The 18,157-nt window shown below is 72.1% G+C and carries 21 protein-coding genes; 18 read left to right on the top strand and 3 right to left on the bottom strand.

What is annotated here, in order from left to right:
• Together KKZ08_RS09930 and KKZ08_RS09925 are read right to left on the bottom strand one after the other, a co-directional pair.
• Positions 1 to 972: a hypothetical protein gene (locus KKZ08_RS09930; protein WP_223778981.1), complete on the bottom strand. Its 972-nt coding sequence runs from the start codon at positions 970 to 972 to the stop codon at positions 1 to 3.
• A 216-nt stretch (positions 973 to 1,188) separates the two neighbouring features.
• Positions 1,189 to 2,703, bottom strand: coding sequence for an oxidoreductase (locus KKZ08_RS09925; protein WP_223778980.1), 1,515 nt, complete (start codon positions 2,701 to 2,703; stop codon positions 1,189 to 1,191).
• Between the two features lie 222 nt (positions 2,704 to 2,925).
• Here KKZ08_RS09925 and hisD point away from each other — a divergent pair, with 222 nt between their 5' ends.
• The 8 genes from hisD to hisF are packed head-to-tail and all read left to right on the top strand — an operon-like array spanning position 2,926 to position 8,679.
• On the top strand, positions 2,926 to 4,248 hold the full coding sequence (gene hisD / locus KKZ08_RS09920) for a histidinol dehydrogenase (RefSeq protein WP_223774101.1): 1,323 nt from the start codon (positions 2,926 to 2,928) through the stop codon (positions 4,246 to 4,248).
• Positions 4,245 to 5,366, top strand: coding sequence for a histidinol-phosphate transaminase (locus tag KKZ08_RS09915; protein WP_223774100.1), 1,122 nt, complete (start codon positions 4,245 to 4,247; stop codon positions 5,364 to 5,366). Before hisD ends, KKZ08_RS09915 begins: the two co-directional genes overlap by 4 nt.
• Positions 5,363 to 5,965 (top strand): imidazoleglycerol-phosphate dehydratase HisB, encoded by a 603-nt coding sequence (hisB, locus tag KKZ08_RS09910; protein ID WP_223774099.1) that lies wholly within the window; start codon positions 5,363 to 5,365, stop codon positions 5,963 to 5,965. Before KKZ08_RS09915 ends, hisB begins: the two co-directional genes overlap by 4 nt.
• Positions 5,966 to 5,968: 3 nt before the next feature.
• Positions 5,969 to 6,133 (top strand): hypothetical protein, encoded by a 165-nt coding sequence (locus tag KKZ08_RS09905; RefSeq protein ID WP_062781233.1) that lies wholly within the window; start codon positions 5,969 to 5,971, stop codon positions 6,131 to 6,133.
• 17 nt (positions 6,134 to 6,150) lie between these two features.
• Positions 6,151 to 6,792: an imidazole glycerol phosphate synthase subunit HisH gene (gene hisH, locus KKZ08_RS09900; RefSeq protein ID WP_223774098.1), complete on the top strand. Its 642-nt coding sequence runs from the start codon at positions 6,151 to 6,153 to the stop codon at positions 6,790 to 6,792.
• On the top strand, positions 6,789 to 7,517 hold the full coding sequence (gene priA / locus KKZ08_RS09895) for a bifunctional 1-(5-phosphoribosyl)-5-((5-phosphoribosylamino)methylideneamino)imidazole-4-carboxamide isomerase/phosphoribosylanthranilate isomerase PriA (RefSeq protein WP_223774097.1): 729 nt from the start codon (positions 6,789 to 6,791) through the stop codon (positions 7,515 to 7,517). The genes hisH and priA overlap by 4 nt, the downstream gene beginning before the upstream one ends.
• Positions 7,514 to 7,927: a RidA family protein gene (locus KKZ08_RS09890; RefSeq protein WP_223774096.1), complete on the top strand. Its 414-nt coding sequence runs from the start codon at positions 7,514 to 7,516 to the stop codon at positions 7,925 to 7,927. The genes priA and KKZ08_RS09890 overlap by 4 nt, the downstream gene beginning before the upstream one ends.
• Positions 7,924 to 8,679 carry an imidazole glycerol phosphate synthase subunit HisF gene (gene hisF / locus KKZ08_RS09885; protein WP_223774095.1) on the top strand — a complete coding sequence of 252 codons (756 nt, stop codon included), beginning with the start codon at positions 7,924 to 7,926 and terminating at the stop codon, positions 8,677 to 8,679. The genes KKZ08_RS09890 and hisF overlap by 4 nt, the downstream gene beginning before the upstream one ends.
• A gap of 15 nt (positions 8,680 to 8,694) precedes the next feature.
• On the opposite strand, the gene KKZ08_RS09880 is transcribed toward hisF, so the two are convergent.
• Complete coding sequence (locus tag KKZ08_RS09880; RefSeq protein ID WP_223774094.1) at positions 8,695 to 9,330, bottom strand: TIGR03085 family metal-binding protein; 636 nt, start codon at positions 9,328 to 9,330, stop codon at positions 8,695 to 8,697.
• An 83-nt stretch (positions 9,331 to 9,413) separates the two neighbouring features.
• On the opposite strand from KKZ08_RS09880, the gene hisI reads away from it, so the two are divergent.
• The 10 genes from hisI to lgt all read left to right on the top strand — a co-directional run bounded on the left by hisI (position 9,414) and on the right by lgt (position 18,117).
• Complete coding sequence (gene hisI / locus KKZ08_RS09875) at positions 9,414 to 9,800, top strand: phosphoribosyl-AMP cyclohydrolase (RefSeq protein WP_223774093.1); 387 nt, start codon at positions 9,414 to 9,416, stop codon at positions 9,798 to 9,800.
• Between the two features lie 11 nt (positions 9,801 to 9,811).
• Entirely contained in the window at positions 9,812 to 11,320 is a 1,509-nt protein-coding gene (locus tag KKZ08_RS09870; protein WP_223774092.1) for an anthranilate synthase component I, read from the top strand.
• A 7-nt stretch (positions 11,321 to 11,327) separates the two neighbouring features.
• Positions 11,328 to 12,011, top strand: coding sequence for a TIGR02234 family membrane protein (locus tag KKZ08_RS09865; protein WP_223774091.1), 684 nt, complete (start codon positions 11,328 to 11,330; stop codon positions 12,009 to 12,011).
• A 106-nt stretch (positions 12,012 to 12,117) separates the two neighbouring features.
• A complete protein-coding gene (locus KKZ08_RS09860) occupies positions 12,118 to 12,348 on the top strand; it encodes an HGxxPAAW family protein (RefSeq protein ID WP_223774090.1) in 231 nt (76 codons plus the stop codon).
• Between the two features lie 155 nt (positions 12,349 to 12,503).
• The gene (locus tag KKZ08_RS09855) at positions 12,504 to 12,893 is read left to right on the top strand and encodes a DUF2752 domain-containing protein (RefSeq protein ID WP_223778979.1); all 390 of its coding nucleotides are present in this window, start codon (positions 12,504 to 12,506) and stop codon (positions 12,891 to 12,893) included.
• A 141-nt stretch (positions 12,894 to 13,034) separates the two neighbouring features.
• On the top strand, positions 13,035 to 13,844 hold the full coding sequence (trpC, locus tag KKZ08_RS09850) for an indole-3-glycerol phosphate synthase TrpC (protein WP_223774089.1): 810 nt from the start codon (positions 13,035 to 13,037) through the stop codon (positions 13,842 to 13,844).
• Positions 13,845 to 14,150: 306 nt separating this feature from the next.
• The gene (gene trpB / locus KKZ08_RS09845; protein WP_223774088.1) at positions 14,151 to 15,437 is read left to right on the top strand and encodes a tryptophan synthase subunit beta; all 1,287 of its coding nucleotides are present in this window, start codon (positions 14,151 to 14,153) and stop codon (positions 15,435 to 15,437) included.
• Positions 15,434 to 16,249, top strand: a complete 816-nt coding sequence (gene trpA / locus KKZ08_RS09840; protein WP_223774087.1) for a tryptophan synthase subunit alpha — start codon at positions 15,434 to 15,436, stop codon at positions 16,247 to 16,249. The genes trpB and trpA overlap by 4 nt, the downstream gene beginning before the upstream one ends.
• A gap of 62 nt (positions 16,250 to 16,311) precedes the next feature.
• A complete protein-coding gene (locus KKZ08_RS09835; protein ID WP_223774086.1) occupies positions 16,312 to 17,091 on the top strand; it encodes a thioredoxin domain-containing protein in 780 nt (259 codons plus the stop codon).
• A gap of 78 nt (positions 17,092 to 17,169) precedes the next feature.
• Entirely contained in the window at positions 17,170 to 18,117 is a 948-nt protein-coding gene (gene lgt / locus KKZ08_RS09830; RefSeq protein WP_223774085.1) for a prolipoprotein diacylglyceryl transferase, read from the top strand.
• The last annotated feature ends 40 nt before the right edge of the window (positions 18,118 to 18,157 follow it).

Genomic DNA, 18,157 nt, shown 5'->3' with positions numbered 1-18,157 from the left:
CTAATGCTCGCCGGAGCGCTCACGTCCGCGCGGCGGCCGCAGCGGGGTCATCGACGCCACTTCGATGCGTACGCCGTCGCGCAGCTCCAGGAACTGGCCCAGCGGATCGTCCGCCATCCGGTCCCAGGGGAAGGACGTCGCGTACGGTCCGATCAGGCGCAGCTGTTCGAGGGCGTCGTCCCACCGCTCCAGGCGGACCAGGACGTACGCGAGGAGGTTGCGGACCTCGGCGGGCCAGGGATCGCCGGCCGCGTACTCCGAGGACAGGCCGATGGCGAGGTCGGCCGCCGCGTCCAGACGCTCGCGCGGCACGCTGCCCGTCGGGCTGGTGAGGTAGGCGAAGGCGGCACGGGTCGGCAGGACCTGTATCAGCGAGCCGGGCAGCGCGTCCGAGGCGGCGCGCTCGGCGAAGTCGAAGCACTCGCGGTGCGAGCCGTACCAGGCGGCCGAGAGGTACTGGAGGGCGGAGGCATGGCAGCCGTAGTGGTACGAGGAGCGGCGCACCGCCTCCTCCCACAGCTGTTCGAAGACGGTGTGCGTGGCGTGGGTGCCGCGGGCGTGGTCGAGGGCGATCCGCCAGGGCACCGGGTCGCGGGGGTCGGCCTCGGCGGCGGCGGTCAGCAGCGGGCTCACCTCGCGCAGCAGCTCGGCGCGGGCCGGTGACTCCCAGCCTCGGACGACCGCCAGCTCGGCCTTGACGAGCAGGGCGTCCGGGTCGTGCGGGGACGCGGCCAGCCACGCGTCGAACCACTCGGGGCGGGAGCGGGCGAAGGCGGCGAGCCGCGTGGTGTAGCGGTCGCGGTTCTCCCACTCGGCGGCATCGCGGGTGGTGGCGAGGAGCTTGGCGGCCGGGCCGTGGTCACCGCGCCCGGCGGCGACGAGCGCGGGGGCGAGCCGCTCGTCGGGCACGTCGAGGAGGACCTCCTCGTCCGGCGGCAGCCCGGCGGCGAGCCGCGGGGTGTGCCGGATCATGCGGGCGGTACGGATGAAGGCACGCAGCACCGTGCCCTCCTTTGCGCCTCAACCGGCGCCGCTCGCGCGGGGGGTGGCCGGTCACCGTCGTGGTTGCTCAATTGTTGGTCGCTGTGGGATGACGGTCGAAGGGCGGCGAAGGTTGCCCGCCGCCGGATAACGGTTCGGCGGGGCGCACCGGCGCGGGGCGGCCGGGGGCGCGCCGTGGCACGCGCCTCAGCTGCGCCGCAGCAGCCGGGTCGCGCCCGCCGCCACCGTCGTCGCCAGGACCCAGCCGAGCAGGATCAGCGCCGTCGAGAACCACTGCCAGCCGCCGCGCAGCTGCCAGTAACTGTCCTGGCCGAGGTTGATCACGGGCAGCAGGAGGTCGAGCGCGAAGAGCGCGGGGTTCCAGTTCGGGTGCTCGCCCGGTTTGATCGCCGGGTGGTCGGCGTGCGAGAACGCCACGGCGCTGACCGCCCACAGCACGGCCATCCAGACCGCCGCCCGGCCGGGCCGGTAGCCGTACGCGACCGTCCAGTCCTGGGCGAACCCCCACAGCTTCGCCGCCATCGGCAGCGTCTCGCGGCGCCGGCGCTGCTTGGCGAGGAGGACCTCGCGGGCGTCGGCGTCCTCACCGCCGTTGCGCAGGACGGCGGCCAGCTTCTCGTACGGCTCCGGGTTGTACTCGGCGGTCGCGGCCGACACCCAGGCCAGCCGCCGGTCGAGCGTGAAGCTGCCCAGCGGGACGAGGTTCTCGTAGGTGAAACCGCCCATCTGGAGGCCGCCGGGTCCTGGCCAGCTGGTCGCCCGGTCGATGAGGTTGACGACCTTGGCGCCGGACAGCACGACCTTGCCGCGCTGCGGCGCCTCGCCCAGGAAGCGCAGCTCCGGCGTCTGGACGCGGCGCAGCGAGATCTCCTGGTCGTTCTGGAGCCTGAAGCGGGCCGCCGCGAAGTCGATGGCGTCGCCGAAGCGGCCGTCGTCGAGCCGGATGCCGCCCTCGCACTCGAAGCGCTGCACGCGGGTGCCGCGCGCCGGGGTCGTGCCGCTGGTCTGCGGCGGATTGCCGACGGCGGCGGGCGTCAGGTACAGCGTGCGCTCCACGGTCAGCTGCGGGGCGTTGAGCGCGTACCGCCCGTACTGGTTGATGAGTCTGCTGCCGCGCAGGCTCAGCGACACGCCGACCTTCGCGCCGCGCAGGCTCAGCTCGCCGTGCGACTCCATCATCTCGGCCTGGAGGTCCTGCCCGACGGTGAGGCCGTCGCCGGTGATCGAGCGGCTGCGCCGGTCGCGGTAGACCACCGCCTGGTTCAGGAGCAGATCGGTGCCGATCTGGGCGTCGGTGAGGCGGATGCCGTTGTGCACCCGGCAGCGCGGCAGGTGCAGATCGCCCTCGGTGTGCAGCCGGGCCGCCTCGATGCGCGGGATCGAGCAGTCGACCAGGCGCAGCGTGGCGAAGCGGGACTCGGGGAGGAGGATCTCCTTCTCGAAGCGGCAGTGCTTCATCTCGGTGTACGGGACGATGGTCCCGCCCGCGAGATCGAGCACGTCGGTGATCTGCACCCCCGCCAGCTTCAGCGAGGAGACCCGGCCCGCCAGCGCGGGCGGCCCGCCGAGGAGGAGCCAGCACACGATGCGCGCCCGCACGCTGCGCTCGGGCCCCCAGGGGTGCCCGCCGTGCGGATCGTCCGCGGCGCCGTCGCCCGATCTGAGGTCGTAGACGCTGCCGTTGCGGAACGCCTGCCACATGCCGATCTCCGCGGCGGTCAGCCCGTCCGGCGGCTCCGCGGTGCCGTCGTCGTCGACCACTGCTCCTGCCACCTCCTCCGCGTGTACCGGTGCCTCGTACACCTGTTTCATGCCCGCTCTGTGACCGGCTGAACGCGCTTGGTGAAGACGGTCCCGCGAGATCCATATCAGCCACTGATACGGGCGGACGAGGTCGAAAGAAGGTCTGAGAGAATTGGCCATGTGATCTCTCGAATCGATCTGCGCGGCGACGCCCTCCCCGAGGGCCCCGCCCTGCGCGCCCTGCTGCCCCGTGCCGACTTCGACGTCGCGGCCGCCCTGGAGAAGGTGCGGCCCATCTGCGAGGACGTGCATCATCGGGGCGACGCGGCGCTGATCGAGTACGCGGAGAAATTCGACGGCGTGCGGCTCGACCAGGTCCGGGTGCCCGCGGCCGCCCTCAAGGAGGCCCTGGCCGGTCTCGACCCCGTCGTGCGCGAGGCGCTGGAGGAGTCGATCCGCCGCGCCCGCCTCGTCCACTGCGCCCAGCGCCGCGCCCCGCACACCGTGCAGGTCGTGCCCGGCGGCAAGGTCACCGAGAAATGGGTGCCGGTCGAGCGCGTCGGGCTCTACGCCCCCGGCGGCCGGTCCGTCTACCCCTCCTCCGTGATCATGAACGCCGTCCCGGCGCAGGAGGCGGGCGTCGGATCGATGGCGCTCGCGTCCCCGCCGCAGGCCGACTTCGGCGGACTTCCGCACCCGACGATCCTCGCCGCCTGCGCGCTCCTCGGCATCGACGAGGTGTACGCGGTCGGCGGCGCCCAGGCCGTCGCGATGTTCGCCTACGGCACCGAGACCTGCGCCCCCGCGAACATGGTGACCGGCCCCGGCAACATCTGGGTCGCCGCCGCCAAGCGCTACTTCACCGGCCGCATCGGCATCGACACCGAGGCGGGCCCGACCGAGATCGCCGTCCTCGCCGACGACACCGCCGACCCGGCGCACGTCGCGTCCGACCTGATCAGCCAGGCCGAGCACGACCCGCTCGCGGCCGCCGTGCTCGTCACCGACTCCGAGGCGCTCGCCGACGCGGTCGCCAAGGAGCTGGTGCCGCAGGTCGCCGCCACCAAGCACGTCGAGGACCGCATCGTCCCGGCGCTTCAGGGCCGCCAGTCCGCGATCGTCCTCGTCGACGGCGTGGAAGAGGGCCTGCGGGTCGTCGACGCGTACGGCGCCGAGCACCTGGAGATCCAGACCGCCGACGCCCCTTCCGTCGCGGAGCGCGTCAAGAACGCCGGCGCGATCTTCGTCGGCCCCTGGTCGCCGGTCTCCCTCGGCGACTACTGCGCGGGCTCCAACCACGTCCTGCCGACCGGCGGCTGCGCCTGCCACTCCTCGGGCCTGTCCGTCCAGTCGTTCCTGCGCGGCATCCACATCGTGGACTACACCCGCGAGGCGCTCGCTGACGTCGCGCACCACGTGGTCACGCTCGCCGAGGCGGAGGACCTGCCCGCGCACGGGGCGGCCGTGAAGGCGCGGTTCGGATGGAAGGTGCCGGGCCAGTGAGCACCGTACGCATCGACGACCTCCCCGTACGCGACGAACTGCGCGGCAAGTCCCCCTACGGCGCGCCCCAGCTCGACGTACCCGTACGCCTGAACACCAACGAGAACCCCTACCCGCTCCCCGAGCCGCTCGTCGAGCGCATCGCCGAGCGGGTCCGCGAGGCGGCTCGCGACCTCAACCGCTACCCCGACCGGGACGCGGTGGAGCTGCGCACCGAGCTGGCGCGCTACCTCACCCGCACCGGCGGACACGAGGTCACGCTCGCCAACGTGTGGGCGGCCAACGGCTCCAACGAAGTCATCCAGCAGCTCCTGCAGACCTTCGGCGGCCCCGGCCGCACGGCCATCGGCTTCGAGCCCTCGTACTCGATGCACGGCCTGATCGCGCGCGGCACCGGCACGGCCTGGATCTCCGGGCCGCGCCACGACGACTTCACGATCGACGTGGCGGCGGCGGTGAAGGCCATCACCGAGAACCAGCCGGACGTCGTCTTCATCACCACGCCCAACAACCCCACGGGCAACGCCGTCCCCGCCGAGACGGTCCTCGCGCTGTACGAAGCGGCGCAGGCCGCGAAGCCGTCCATGGTGGTGGTCGACGAGGCGTACGTGGAGTTCAGCCACGGAGACTCGCTGCTGCCGCTGATCGAGGGGCGCCCGCACCTCGTCATCTCACGGACCATGTCGAAGGCGTTCGGCGCGGCCGGGCTGCGCCTCGGCTACCTCGCCGCCGACCCTGCGGTCGTCGACGCCGTACAGCTGGTGCGCCTGCCCTACCACCTGTCGGCCGTCACCCAGGCCACCGCGCTCGCCGCCCTGGAGCACACCGACACGCTCCTGAAGTACGTGGAGCAGCTCAAGGCCGAGCGCGACCGCCTCGTCACCGAGCTGCGCGCGATGGGGTACGAGGTGACGGACTCCGACGCCAACTTCGTCCAGTTCGGGCGATTCGACGGCGAGGGGGCCTCCCACGAGGTCTGGCAGAAGATCCTCGACCGGGGCGTCCTGGTCCGGGACAACGGCGTACCGGGATGGCTGCGGGTCACCGCGGGAGCACCCGACGAAAACGACGCGTTCCTCGATGCGGTGCGCGAACTCAAGAAGGAGCAGGACGCATGACTCGCGAAGGCCGCGTCGGAAGAATCGAACGGATCACCAAGGAGACCTCCGTCGTCGTCGAGATCGATCTCGACGGCACCGGCAAGGTCGACGTGTCGACCGGGGTCGGGTTCTACGACCACATGCTCGACCAGCTCGGCCGCCACGGCCTGTTCGACCTCACGGTCAAGACCGACGGCGACCTGCACATCGACTCCCACCACACCATCGAGGACACCGCGCTCGCGCTCGGCGCCGCCTTCAAGCAGGCACTCGGCGACAAGGTGGGCATCTACCGCTTCGGCAACTGCACGGTCCCGCTCGACGAGTCGCTGGCCCAGGTGACGGTCGACCTCTCCGGCCGCCCGTACCTCGTGCACACCGAGCCCGAGAAGATGGCGCCGATGATCGGCGAGTACGACACGACGATGACCCGGCACATCCTGGAGTCCTTCGTCGCGCAGGCCCAGATCGCCCTGCACGTCCACGTGCCGTACGGGCGCAACGCCCACCACATCGTGGAGTGCCAGTTCAAGGCCCTGGCCCGCGCCCTGCGGTACGCGTCCGAGCGCGACCCGCGCGCGGCCGGCATCCTTCCCTCCACGAAGGGCGCGCTCTAACCCATGACCGGCCTCAACACCATCCTCATCGTCGTCGGTCTCTTCCTGATCGGCGGCGTCATCTCCTTCGTCAAGCAGGGGATGCCCAAGAGCCTGATCACGCTGCTCTCCATCGGCGCCGTGATGTGCCTGGCGGCGGGCATCCTGCGGCTCGACTACTGGAACTGACGGGAGGCGTACGCCACATGAGCACTCCCAAGAAGGTCGTCGTCTTCGACTACGGCTTCGGGAACGTCCGCTCCGCCGAGCGCGCCCTCGCGCGCGCGGGAGCCGACGTCGAGATAACGCGCGACTACGACAAGGCCATGAACGCCGACGGCCTGCTGGTGCCGGGCGTCGGCGCGTTCGCCGCCTGCATGCAGGGGCTGAAGGAAGCGCGCGGCGACTGGATCGTCGGGCGGCGCCTGGCCGGCGGGCGTCCCGTGATGGGCATCTGCGTCGGCATGCAGATCCTCTTCGCGCGCGGCATCGAACACGGCGTCGAGACCGAGGGCCTGGACGAGTGGCCCGGCACGGTCGAGCCGCTGAAGGCCGAGATCGTGCCGCACATGGGCTGGAACACGGTCCAGGCCTCCGCCGGGTCCACGCTCTTCAAGGACCTGGACGACGAAGCCCGCTTCTACTTCGTGCACTCCTACGCCGTGCACCACTGGTCCCTCGAAGTCGCGAACCCGGCGATGCGCGCCCCGCACGTCACCTGGTCCACGCACGGCGAGCCCTTCGTGGCGGCCGTCGAGAACGGCGCGCTGAGCGCCACCCAGTTCCACCCCGAGAAGTCCGGCGACGCCGGCGCCCAGCTCCTCACCAACTGGATCGGAACCCTGTGAGCACCCTCGAACTCCTTCCCGCCGTCGACGTCCGCGACGGCCAGGCCGTACGTCTCGTCCACGGCGAGTCCGGCTCGGAGACCTCCTACGGCTCCCCGCTGGAGGCCGCCCTCGCCTGGCAGCGGTCGGGCGCCGAGTGGCTGCACCTGGTCGACCTGGACGCGGCGTTCGGCACGGGCGACAACCGTGACCTCGTCGCCGAGGTGACAGGGGCCATGGACATCAAGGTGGAACTCTCCGGCGGCATCCGCGACGACGCCTCGCTGGCCGCCGCCCTCGCCACCGGCTGCACCCGCGTCAACCTCGGCACCGCCGCCCTGGAGACCCCCGAGTGGGTCGCCAAGGTCATCGCCGAGCACGGCGACAAGATCGCGGTCGGCCTCGACGTACGCGGTACGACGCTGCGCGGCCGCGGCTGGACCCGCGACGGCGGCGACCTCTACGAGACCCTGGAGCGCCTGAACTCCGAGGGCTGCGCGCGCTACGTGGTCACCGACATCGCCAAGGACGGCACGCTCCAGGGCCCCAACCTGGAGCTCCTGCGCAACGTGTGCGCGGCGACGGACCGCCCCGTCGTCGCCTCCGGCGGCGTCTCCTCCCTGGACGACCTGCGCGCCATCTCCGAGCTCGTCCCGCTCGGCGTCGAGGGCGCGATCGTCGGCAAGGCGCTGTACGCGAAGGCGTTCACGCTCGAAGAGGCGCTCGCCGCGGTGGCGTCGTCATGAGCGACGCCGTACGCCGGGTGAGCACGGGCGGCCCCTGGGAGGAGGCCATCGGCTACTCCCGCGCCGTCGAACTGCCGAACGGCCTCGTCCTGGTGTCCGGTTGCACGTCGGTGGTGAACGGCGTGATCGAGGCGGGCACCCCGTACGACCAGACCGTCAACGCCTTCCAGGTCGCCTTCGACGCGCTCAAGAAGCTCGGCCTCGGCCGTGAGCACGTCGTACGCACCCGCATGTACCTCACGCACGCGCGGGACGTGGAGGACGTGGGCCGCGCCCACAAGGAACTCTTCGACGACGTGCGCCCCGCCGCCTCCATGCTGATCGTCTCCGGCTTCATCGACCCCAGTCTGGTGGTCGAGGTCGAGGTGGAGGCGTACGGTCCGCGCGCCGCCCAGGGAGGCGCGGCATGACCCTCTCCGTACGCGTGATCCCCTGCCTCGACGTGGACAACGGCCGCGTCGTCAAGGGCGTCAACTTCCAGAACCTGCGCGACGCGGGCGACCCCGTCGAGATGGCCAAGGTGTACGACGCCGAGGGCGCCGACGAGCTGACCTTCCTGGACATCACCGCGTCCTCTGGCAACCGCGAGACGACGTACGACGTGGTCCGCCGTACCGCCGAGCAGGTCTTCATCCCGCTCACGGTCGGCGGCGGCGTCCGCACCGCCGAGGACGTCGACAAGCTCCTTCGCGCGGGCGCGGACAAGGTCGGCGTCAACACGGCGGCGATCGCCCGCCCCGACCTGATCCGCGAGATCGCGGAGCGCTTCGGCCGCCAGGTCCTCGTCCTCTCCGTGGACGCGCGCCGCACCCCGTCCGGCACCTTCGAGGTGACCACCCACGGCGGCCGCAAGTCCGCCGGCATCGACGCCGTCGAATGGGCGCACGAGGCCGCGGAGCTGGGCGCGGGCGAGATCCTGCTCAACTCGATGGACGCCGACGGCACGAAGGACGGCTACGACATCGAGATGATCTCGGCCGTACGCCGACACGTCACGGTCCCGGTCATCGCCTCCGGCGGCGCGGGCCGCCTGGACCACTTCCCCCCGGCGATCGAGGCGGGCGCGGACGCGGTGCTCGCGGCGTCGGTCTTCCACTTCGGCGATCTGCGGATCGGCGAGGTGAAGGAGACGTTGCGGGGGGCGGGGCACCCGGTGAGGTAAGGCCGGGCCGGGGCCCTACAGCCCCAGCTGCTTCGTCTCGTGGAGGGCGGCGATCGCGTCCTTGTCGCCCTCCAGCAAGACGTCGGCCGCCTCCTGCCTGCCGTACGCGAACAGCAGCAGCTCCGACGGTTCGCCCGTCGCCGTCACCACCGGGGTGCCCCGGTGGGCCACCGCCGTGCGGCCGTCCGGGCGGCGCAGGACCAGGCCGACCGGGGACTTGCGGCCCACCAGGCGGGCCGTGCGCTCCAGGCGGGACCACAGGGCGTCGGAGAAGACCGGGTCGAGGGCGCGCGGCGTCCAGTCGGGCTGGGCCCGGCGCACGTCCTCGGTGTGGATGTAGAACTCGAGGGCGTTCGACGCCTCGTCGAGCTGCTTGAGCGAGAAGGGCGAGAAACGCGGCGGGCCCGTCCTGATCAGCTGGATCAGCTCTTCGTACGGCTTCGCGGCGAATTCTGCCTGCACCCGCTCCAGACGCCCCGCCAGCTGCTTGATCAGGAGCCCGCCCGCGGCGTCCGCGCGGCGCTCGCGCACCACCACGTGGGCCGCCAGGTCCCGGGTCTTCCAGCCTTCGCAGAGCGTCGGGGCCTCAGGGCCCTGGGCCTCCAACAGGTCGGCGAGGAGAAGTCGTTCACGCTTCGCATGGGTCGACATGCCAGCCAGCCTACGACCGGTCGGCCGGTCCGGACAGTGGACGCCCGCCGGGCCCGCCGCGCCGGCGCGGCACAATGGGCGGCATGACCAGCGTGCCCCCGCCCAGCAGCGGCCTCGACCCGGAGATCGCCGCGCGCCTCAAGCGCAGCGCCGACGGCCTCCTCCCCGCCATCGCCCAGCAGTACGACACCGGCGAGGTGCTCATGCTCGGCTGGATGGACGACGAGGCGCTGCACCGCACCCTCACCACCGGGCGCTGCACCTACTGGTCCCGCAGTCGCCAGGAGTACTGGGTCAAGGGCGACACCTCCGGACACTTCCAGTACGTCAAGGAGGTGGCCCTCGACTGCGACGCGGACACCGTCCTCGTCCAGGTCGACCAGGTCGGCGCGGCCTGCCACACCGGCACCCGCACCTGCTTCGACTCCGACGTGCTGCCGTTGTCCGGCGTACCGGCGCCCGGTCAGTAGGGTCTGCCGGCATGGACCTCGACACCTTCCGCAAGCTCGCGACCGACCGCCGAGTGATCCCCGTCAGCCGCAAGCTCCTCGCGGACGGCGACACCCCCGTCGGCCTCTACCGCAAGCTCACCGCCGAACGCCCCGGCACCTTCCTCCTGGAGTCCGCCGAGAACGGCCGCAGCTGGTCCCGGTACTCCTTCGTCGGCGTCCGCAGCGCCGCCACCCTCACCGTCAAGGACGGCGAAGCCCACTGGCTGGGCACCCCGCCCGTCGGTGTCCCCACCAGCGGCGACCCGCTCGACGCCCTGCGCGCCACCGTCGAGACCCTGCACACCCCCCGCGACCTGGTCACCGACGCGGGCCTGCCGCCCTTCACCGGCGGCATGGTCGGCTACCTCGGCTACGACATCGTGCGCCGCCTGGAGAAGATCGGCCCCGGCGACCGGGACGACCTGCGGCTCCCCGAGCTGACCATGCTGCTCACCAGCGATCTCGCCGTCCTGGACCACTGGGACGGCTCGGTCCTGCTGATCGCCAACGCCATCAACCACAACGACCTCGACACGGGCGTCGACGAGGCGTACGCCGACGCGGTCGCCCGGCTCGACGCCATGGAGGCCGACCTCTCGCGCCCCGTCGCCCAGCCGCCGGCGGCGCTCCCGCCCTCCGAGCTGCCCGAGTACACCGCGCTGTGGGGCGGCGAGCAGTACCAGGAGGCGGTCGAGGACATCAAGGAGCGCATCCGGGCCGGCGAGGCCTTCCAGGTCGTGCCCTCGCAGCGCTTCGAGACGCCGTGCGAGGCGAGCGCGCTGGACGTGTACCGGGTGCTGCGGGCCACCAACCCCTCGCCGTACATGTACCTCCTGCGCCTCGACGGCTTCGACGTCGTCGGCTCCAGCCCCGAAGCCCTCGTCAAGGTCGAGGACGGGCACGCCATGGTCCACCCCATCGCGGGCACCCGCCACCGCGGTGCCACCCCGCAGGAGGACCAGGCGCTCGCCGACGAACTGCTCGCCGACCCCAAGGAGCGCGCCGAGCACCTGATGCTCGTCGACCTCGGCCGCAACGACCTGGGCCGCGTCTGCGAGCCGGGCTCCGTGGAGGTCGTGGACTTCATGTCCGTCGAGAAATACTCCCACGTCATGCACATCGTCTCGACGGTCACCGGACAGGTCGCCGAGGGCCGCACCGCCTTCGACGTGCTCACCGCCTGCTTCCCCGCGGGCACCCTCTCCGGCGCCCCCAAGCCCCGCGCGATGCAGATCATCGACGAACTGGAGCCCTCCCGGCGCGGACTGTACGGCGGCTGCGTCGGCTACCTCGACTTCGCGGGCGACTCCGACACCGCCATCGCGATCCGCACCGCCCTGCTGCGCGACGGCACGGCGTACGTGCAGGCCGGAGCCGGTGTCGTCGCCGACTCCGACCCCGTCGCCGAGGACACCGAGTGCCGCAACAAGGCCGCCGCCGTGCTGCGCGCCATCCACACCGCCAACCGCCTGCACGCCCCGGGAAGCCGTGAGGGATAGTGGACAGGTGACTTCCGCTGTACCACCGCCCCGTACCGACGCCCAGCCCGACCCCGCCAAGGCCGCGGAGGCCGCCGGGTCCGCCGAGACCAAGGAACAGCGCGGCAGCAGGCGCAGCATCGCCGCCGCCCTGCTGCTCGGCGCCGTCGGCGCGGCCCTCGCGCTGCTCGCCTCCCGCCAGACCTGGGCCCGCGGCACGGCGTCGGTGGCGGGCGGCGACCTGCCCCTGACCGCGAGCGGCGGCGACGTCACGGGCGTGCCCGCGGCCCTCGCGATAGTGGGCCTCGCCGCCCTCGTCGCGGTCTTCGCCGTCCGCCGCACCGGACGCGTCCTGGTCTCCCTGCTGCTCACGCTGAGCGGCGCGGGCACCGTGGCCGCCGCCCTGATCGGTGCGGGCGACAGCGCGGCCCTCGACGAGAAGGCCGCCACCGCGTCCGGCGACGCCGCCGCCACCATCGGCGGCCTGAGCCACACCGGCTGGCCCTACGCCGCGGCCGCCGCGGGCGTCCTCCTCCTGCTCGCGGGCCTGCTCGCCCTCACGTACGGTCGCTCATGGCCCGCCATGTCGGGACGCTACGAACGCGACGGCTCGCCGCGCCCCCGCAAGGCGCGCCGCGCCCCGGACCCCGAGCGGCCCGAGGAACTGTGGAAGGCCCTGGACCGGGGCGAGGACCCGACGCGCGAAGCATGACCCCGCGCTCAGGCCATACGCGCCGGTACGGGACAATGACAGCGAGCGTCCGACTCGCGGTGGGTCTTACGCCCATCACCACGCATACAGCAACGAGGAGCAAGTCATGGCGGGCAGCAGCCACGGACACACCCCGGCCGCCTGGACCGGTGTCATCATCGCCTTCATCGGTTTCTGCGTCGCCGGTGCCTTCATGGTGATGGCCAACGTGCCCGGGTTCTGGGCGGGCATGGCCCTCGCCGCGGTCGGCGGCCTCGTGGGCCTCGTCATGCGCGCCATGGGCCTCGGCGCGGACAAGAACCAGCAGCAGCGCCAGGTCGTGCGGTCCCAGAGCTGACCTCCGCCGTACGGAAAGAGGCGGTCCGGCAGGTGCCGGGGCCGCCTCTTCCGCTGTCCGGCCCCCGGGCGGCGGGCCCCGGGCCGGGGCACAATGCACGCGTGAGAGCCGAAACCGAGAGCGCCGAGACCGCCCGAAAGGGCGCGCCCGCGCTCCTGGCCCGCCTGCGCGTGCCGACCGGTGTCCTCGCCGCCGTCGCCGGCGCCTTCGCGTACGTCGGCGCCGTCGACCCGAACGAGCCCGGCCACTACCCCGCCTGCCCGCTCTTGCGCCTCACCGGTATCTACTGCCCCGGCTGCGGCGGGCTGCGCAGCGCCCACGCCTTCATCCACGGCGATCTCACCGCGGCCCTGGGCGCCAACGCGCTCGCCGTCGCCGGCTACGGCCTCTTCGCGGTGCTGTGGGCCGTCTGGGTGGTCCGCGTGGCGCGCGGGCGGCCCCCGAGGATCGACTTGCGCCCGGCACAGCTGTGGGGCGCCGGTGTCCTGGTGGCCGCCTTCACCCTCGTACGCAATCTGCCGTTCGGGTCATGGCTGCATCCATGAACGCGCAGGCCGCAGGGGTGACGCGTGTCCAGGTCGTGGGATGGGCGTCAACCGGATGCGGGGGCTTCGCCCTCCTGCGGATACCATCGCAGTGACCAGCTTGAACGTCAGCTTCAACCGTCAGGGAAGGGGACCGCTCGCGTGAGTGTGCTCGACGAGATCATCGACGGAGTCCGTGCCGACCTCGCGGAGCGGCAGGCGCGCGTCAGCCTCGAAGAGCTCAAGGAACGCGCGGCCAAGGCTTCTCCGGCCAAGGACGGTGCGGCGGCCCTGCGCGGCGACGGCGTCAAGGTCATCTGCGAGGTCAAGCGCTCCAGCCCCTCCAAGGGCGCTCTCGCCGCGATCGCCGACCCGGCCGGCCTCGCCGCCGACTACGAGGCGGGCGGCGCCGCCGTCATCTCCGTGCTCACCGAGGAGCGCCGCTTCGGCGGTTCGCTCGCCGACCTGGAGGCCGTCCGCGCCAAGGTCGACATCCCGGTGCTGCGCAAGGACTTCATCGTCACCTCGTACCAGCTGTGGGAGGCCCGGGCGTACGGCGCCGACCTCGCGCTGCTGATCGTGGCCGCCCTGGACCAGCCCGCCCTGGAGTCCCTCATCGAGCGCGCCGAGTCGATCGGCCTCACGCCGATCGTCGAGGTGCACGACGAGGAAGAAGCCGAGCGCGCCGTCGACGCGGGCGCCCGGGTCGTCGGTGTCAACGCCCGCGACCTGAAGACCCTCAAGGTCGACCGCACCGTGTTCGAGCGGATCGCCCCCGAGCTGCCGGACAGCGTCGTCAAGATCGCCGAGTCCGGTGTCCGCGGCCCGCACGACCTGATCGCGTACGCCAACGCGGGCGCCGACGCGGTCCTCGTGGGCGAGTCCCTGGTGACCGGCCGCGACCCGAAGGCCGCGGTCTCCGACCTGGTCGCCGCGGGTGCGCACCCGGCGCTGCGGCACGGACGGAGCTGACCCCTCCCGATGCCGATCTCCGCCCGCCTCGCACCCGGCTGCCGCCCCCGCGGCTGCCGGGCGCCCGCGCGGCGCGTGCGGGGCAGGCGGGTGCGGTACCACATCGGCTCGGAGCCGGGCCAGATCCCCGGGATGCGATGGCGACGCGGCGCCTTGACCGCCGCCGCGAGCTGAAAGCCCCGTAAGGGGCGCGGGGAACTGCGCGACAAGCCCAGGACGGGCCGCAGTCGCGATCAATCCCGACCAGCAACGGCGCCAGGGCGCACGCGCGCCAGACGTCAACGCCAGTCCTAGCGAGGATTCCGCATGCCCAGCGAATACTTCATCCCGGACCCGGAGGGTCAAATCCCCAGCACCGAAGGCTACTTCGGCGCGTTCGGCGGCAAGTTCATCCCGGAGGCCCTCGTCGCCGCCGTGGACGAGGTCGCCGTCGAGTACGACAAGGCCAAGAGCGACCCGGAGTTCGCCCGCGAGCTCGACGACCTCCTGGTCAACTACACCGGCCGTCCCAGCAGCCTCACCGAAGTGCCCCGCTTCGCGACGCACGCCGGCGGCGCCCGCGTCTTCCTCAAGCGCGAGGACCTCAACCACACCGGCTCGCACAAGATCAACAACGTGCTCGGCCAGGCCCTGCTCACCAAGCGCATGGGCAAGACCCGCGTCATCGCCGAGACCGGCGCCGGCCAGCACGGCGTGGCCACGGCCACCGCCTGCGCGCTCTTCGGCCTCGAATGCACCATCTACATGGGCGAGATCGACACCCAGCGCCAGGCCCTGAACGTGGCCCGCATGCGCATGCTCGGCGCCGAGGTCATCGCCGTGAAGTCCGGCAGCCGCACCCTCAAGGACGCCATCAACGAGGCGTTCCGCGACTGGGTCGCCAACGTGGACCGGACCCACTACCTCTTCGGGACCGTCGCGGGACCGCACCCCTTCCCCGCCATGGTCCGCGACTTCCACCGCGTCATCGGCGTCGAGGCCCGCCGCCAGATCCTGGAGCGCGCCGGCCGGCTGCCCGACGCCGCCGTCGCCTGCGTGGGCGGCGGCTCCAACGCCATCGGGCTCTTCCACGCCTTCATCCCCGACCGGGACGTACGCCTCATCGGCTGCGAGCCCGCCGGGCACGGCATCGAGACCGGTGAGCACGCGGCCACGCTGACCGCGGGCGAGCCGGGCATCCTGCACGGCTCCCGCTCCTACGTCCTCCAGGACGAGGAGGGCCAGATCACCGAGCCCTACTCGATCTCGGCGGGCCTGGACTACCCCGGCATCGGCCCCGAGCACGCCTACCTCAAGGACAGCGGCCGCGGCGAGTACCGCGCGGTCACCGACGACGCGGCGATGCAGGCCCTGCGGCTGCTCTCCAGGACCGAGGGCATCATCCCGGCCATCGAGAGCGCCCACGCGCTCGCCGGTGCGCTCGACATCGGCAAGGAGCTCGGCAAGGACGGCCTGATCGTCGTCAACCTCTCCGGGCGCGGCGACAAAGACATGGACACGGCCGCGCGCTACTTCGGCCTGTACGACACGGACGCCACCGTCGAGGCGGACGCGTCCGCCACCGGTGCGGAGATCAAGGGGGACGCCAAGTGAGCGGCAACATCCGACTGCTGGGCGACACCCTGGCCGTCGCCAAGGCCGAGGAGCGCTCCGCGCTCATCGCGTACCTGCCCGCCGGTTTCCCCACCGTCGACGGCGGCATCGCGGCCGTCAAGGCGGTCTTCGACGGCGGCGCGGACGTCGTCGAGGTCGGCCTGCCGCACAGCGACCCGGTGCTCGACGGGCCGGTCATCCAGACCGCCGACGACATCGCCCTGCGCGGCGGCCTCAAGATCCGCGACGTCATGCGCACCGTCCGCGAGGCCCACGAGGCGACCGGCAAGCCGGTGCTCGTCATGACGTACTGGAACCCGATCGACCGCTACGGCGTGGAGCGCTTCACCGCCGAGCTCGCCGAGGCCGGCGGTGCGGGCTGCATCCTGCCCGACCTGCCCGTCCAGGAGTCCGGCCTCTGGCGGGAGCACGCCGAGAAGCACGACCTGGCGACGGTCTTCGTCGTCGCGCCGAGCAGCAAGGACGAGCGGCTCGCCACGATCACGGCGGCGGGCTCCGGGTTCGTGTACGCGGCGTCGCTGATGGGCGTCACGGGCACCCGCGAGTCCGTCGGCGAGCAGGCCCAGGACCTGGTGCGGCGCACCAAGGCCACCACCGACCTGCCGGTCTGCGTGGGCCTCGGCGTCTCCAACGCCCGCCAGGCCGCCGAGGTCGCGGGCTTCGCCGACGGAGTGATCGTCGGCTCCGCCTTCGTACAGCGGATGCTCGACGCCGAGGACGAGGCCGCCGGACTCGCCGCCGTGCGCGCGCTGGCGGCCGAACTCGCGGACGGCGTCCGCGGCAAGGCGTAACTCGTACGGGTGGTCCTGGACCGGGGAGGCACGCTCGTGCCTCCCCGGTTCGTTGGCGGGGTGTGAGTGAGAAGAACCGTGAGGCAAAGCGATCGGCCCGTGAGCGGCTGACGGAAGAGCGAGAGCGACAGAAGGCCCGCGACAAGCGGCGCCGGGCGCTGATCGTGGGCGCCGCGGTGGTCGGCGTCCTCGGCCTCGCCGCCGTGGTGGGGCTGCTCGCCGCCAATGCCGGCGACGACGAGAAGGACACATCCGGGCCCGTGGTCGTCCCCAAGGGGGCGACCGGTGAGGACGAGCTGACGCTCCCGCTCGGCAAGGCGGACGCCAAGTCGACCCTCACCATCTGGGAGGACTTCCGCTGCCCGGCCTGCAAGGGCTTCGAGGACGCCTTCCGCTCCACGATCCACGACCTCGCCGACAAGGGCGAGCTGAAGGTGGAGTACCACCTGGCCACGCTCATCGACGGGAACATGGGCGGCAGCGGCTCCCTGCGCGCGGCCAACGCCGCGGCGTGCGCCCAGGACGCCGGCAAGTTCCCGGCGTACCACGACGTGCTCTTCAAGAACCAGCCCGCCGAGACCGACGACGCCTTCGGCAAGAACGAGAAACTGATCGACCTCGCCGGTCAGGTCGACGGTCTCGTCACGGACTCCTTCAAGAAGTGCGTCGAGGACGGCAGGCACGACAGCTGGGTCGTCCGGTCGAACAAGGCCTTCGAGGACGCGAAGCTCCAGGGCACCCCGACCGTGCTGCTCAACGGCAAGAGCATCTTCGGCGACCAGAAGAACCCGCTCACCCAGCAGAAGCTGCGGCAGATGGTGCGGGACGCCAACAAAGGCTGAGGCGCAGGCGCCCGTTATGGACCCGTAGCCGGGCTGGTTGCCGCCCCCGCCGCCCGGCACGGTAGCGTCGGACGTGCCATGGACCTTGCCTTCATTCCCAGCCCGTCCCGCGGAGTGGTCGAACTCGGACCCATTCCGCTGCGCGGCTACGCGTTCTGCATCATCATCGGCGTCTTCGTGGCCGTCTGGCTCGGCAACAAACGGTGGATCGCCCGCGGGGGCCGCGCCGGCACCGTGGCCGACATCGCCGTGTGGGCCGTGCCGTTCGGCCTCGTCGGCGGGCGTCTCTACCACGTGATCACGGACTACCAGCTGTACTTCAGCGAGGGCCGTGACTGGGTCGACGCCTTCAAGATCTGGGAAGGCGGCCTCGGCATCTGGGGCGCGATCGCGCTCGGCGCGGTCGGCGCGTGGATCGGCTGCCGCCGCCGGGGCATCCCGCTGCCGGCCTGGGCCGACGCGCTGGCCCCCGGCATCGCGCTCGCCCAGGCCATCGGCCGCTGGGGCAACTGGTTCAACCAGGAGCTGTACGGCAGGCCCACCGACGTGCCGTGGGCGCTGAAGATCACCTCGGCGGAGGACGGCCGGGTCCCCGGCACGTACCACCCCACCTTCCTGTACGAGTCCCTGTGGTGCGTCGGCGTCGCCCTCCTCGTCATCTGGGCCGACCGCCGCTTCAAGCTCGGGCACGGCCGGGCGTTCGCGCTGTACGTCGCCTCGTACTGCGCGGGGCGCGGCTGGATCGAGTACATGCGGGTCGACGACGCGCACCACCTGCTCGGCCTGCGCCTCAACGTATGGACCGCGATCGTGGTCTTCGTGCTGGCCGTCGTCTACCTCGTGGTGTCGGCGAAGAAGCGTCCCGGGCGCGAGGAGATCGTGGAACCCGATGACTCCGGCGCGGTGGCCTCCGGCGGGGGCGTCGGTGACGGTGACGGCGGTTCCGTGCAGCTCACCAAGGGGGAGAAGACCCCCGCGTCCAAGGCCGAGTCCAAGGCCGAGTCCGGGCCCGCCGAGAAGAGCTGAGGCCAAGGCCTTCCGGGCGTACGTCGCTTCCGGGCGTACG

The sequence above is a fragment of the Streptomyces sp. 135 genome (assembly GCF_020026305.1).
Taxonomy (GTDB): domain Bacteria; phylum Actinomycetota; class Actinomycetes; order Streptomycetales; family Streptomycetaceae; genus Streptomyces.
The sequence above is the reverse complement of the archived record's forward strand: the minus strand, read 5'-3'. Positions and strand labels throughout refer to the sequence as shown.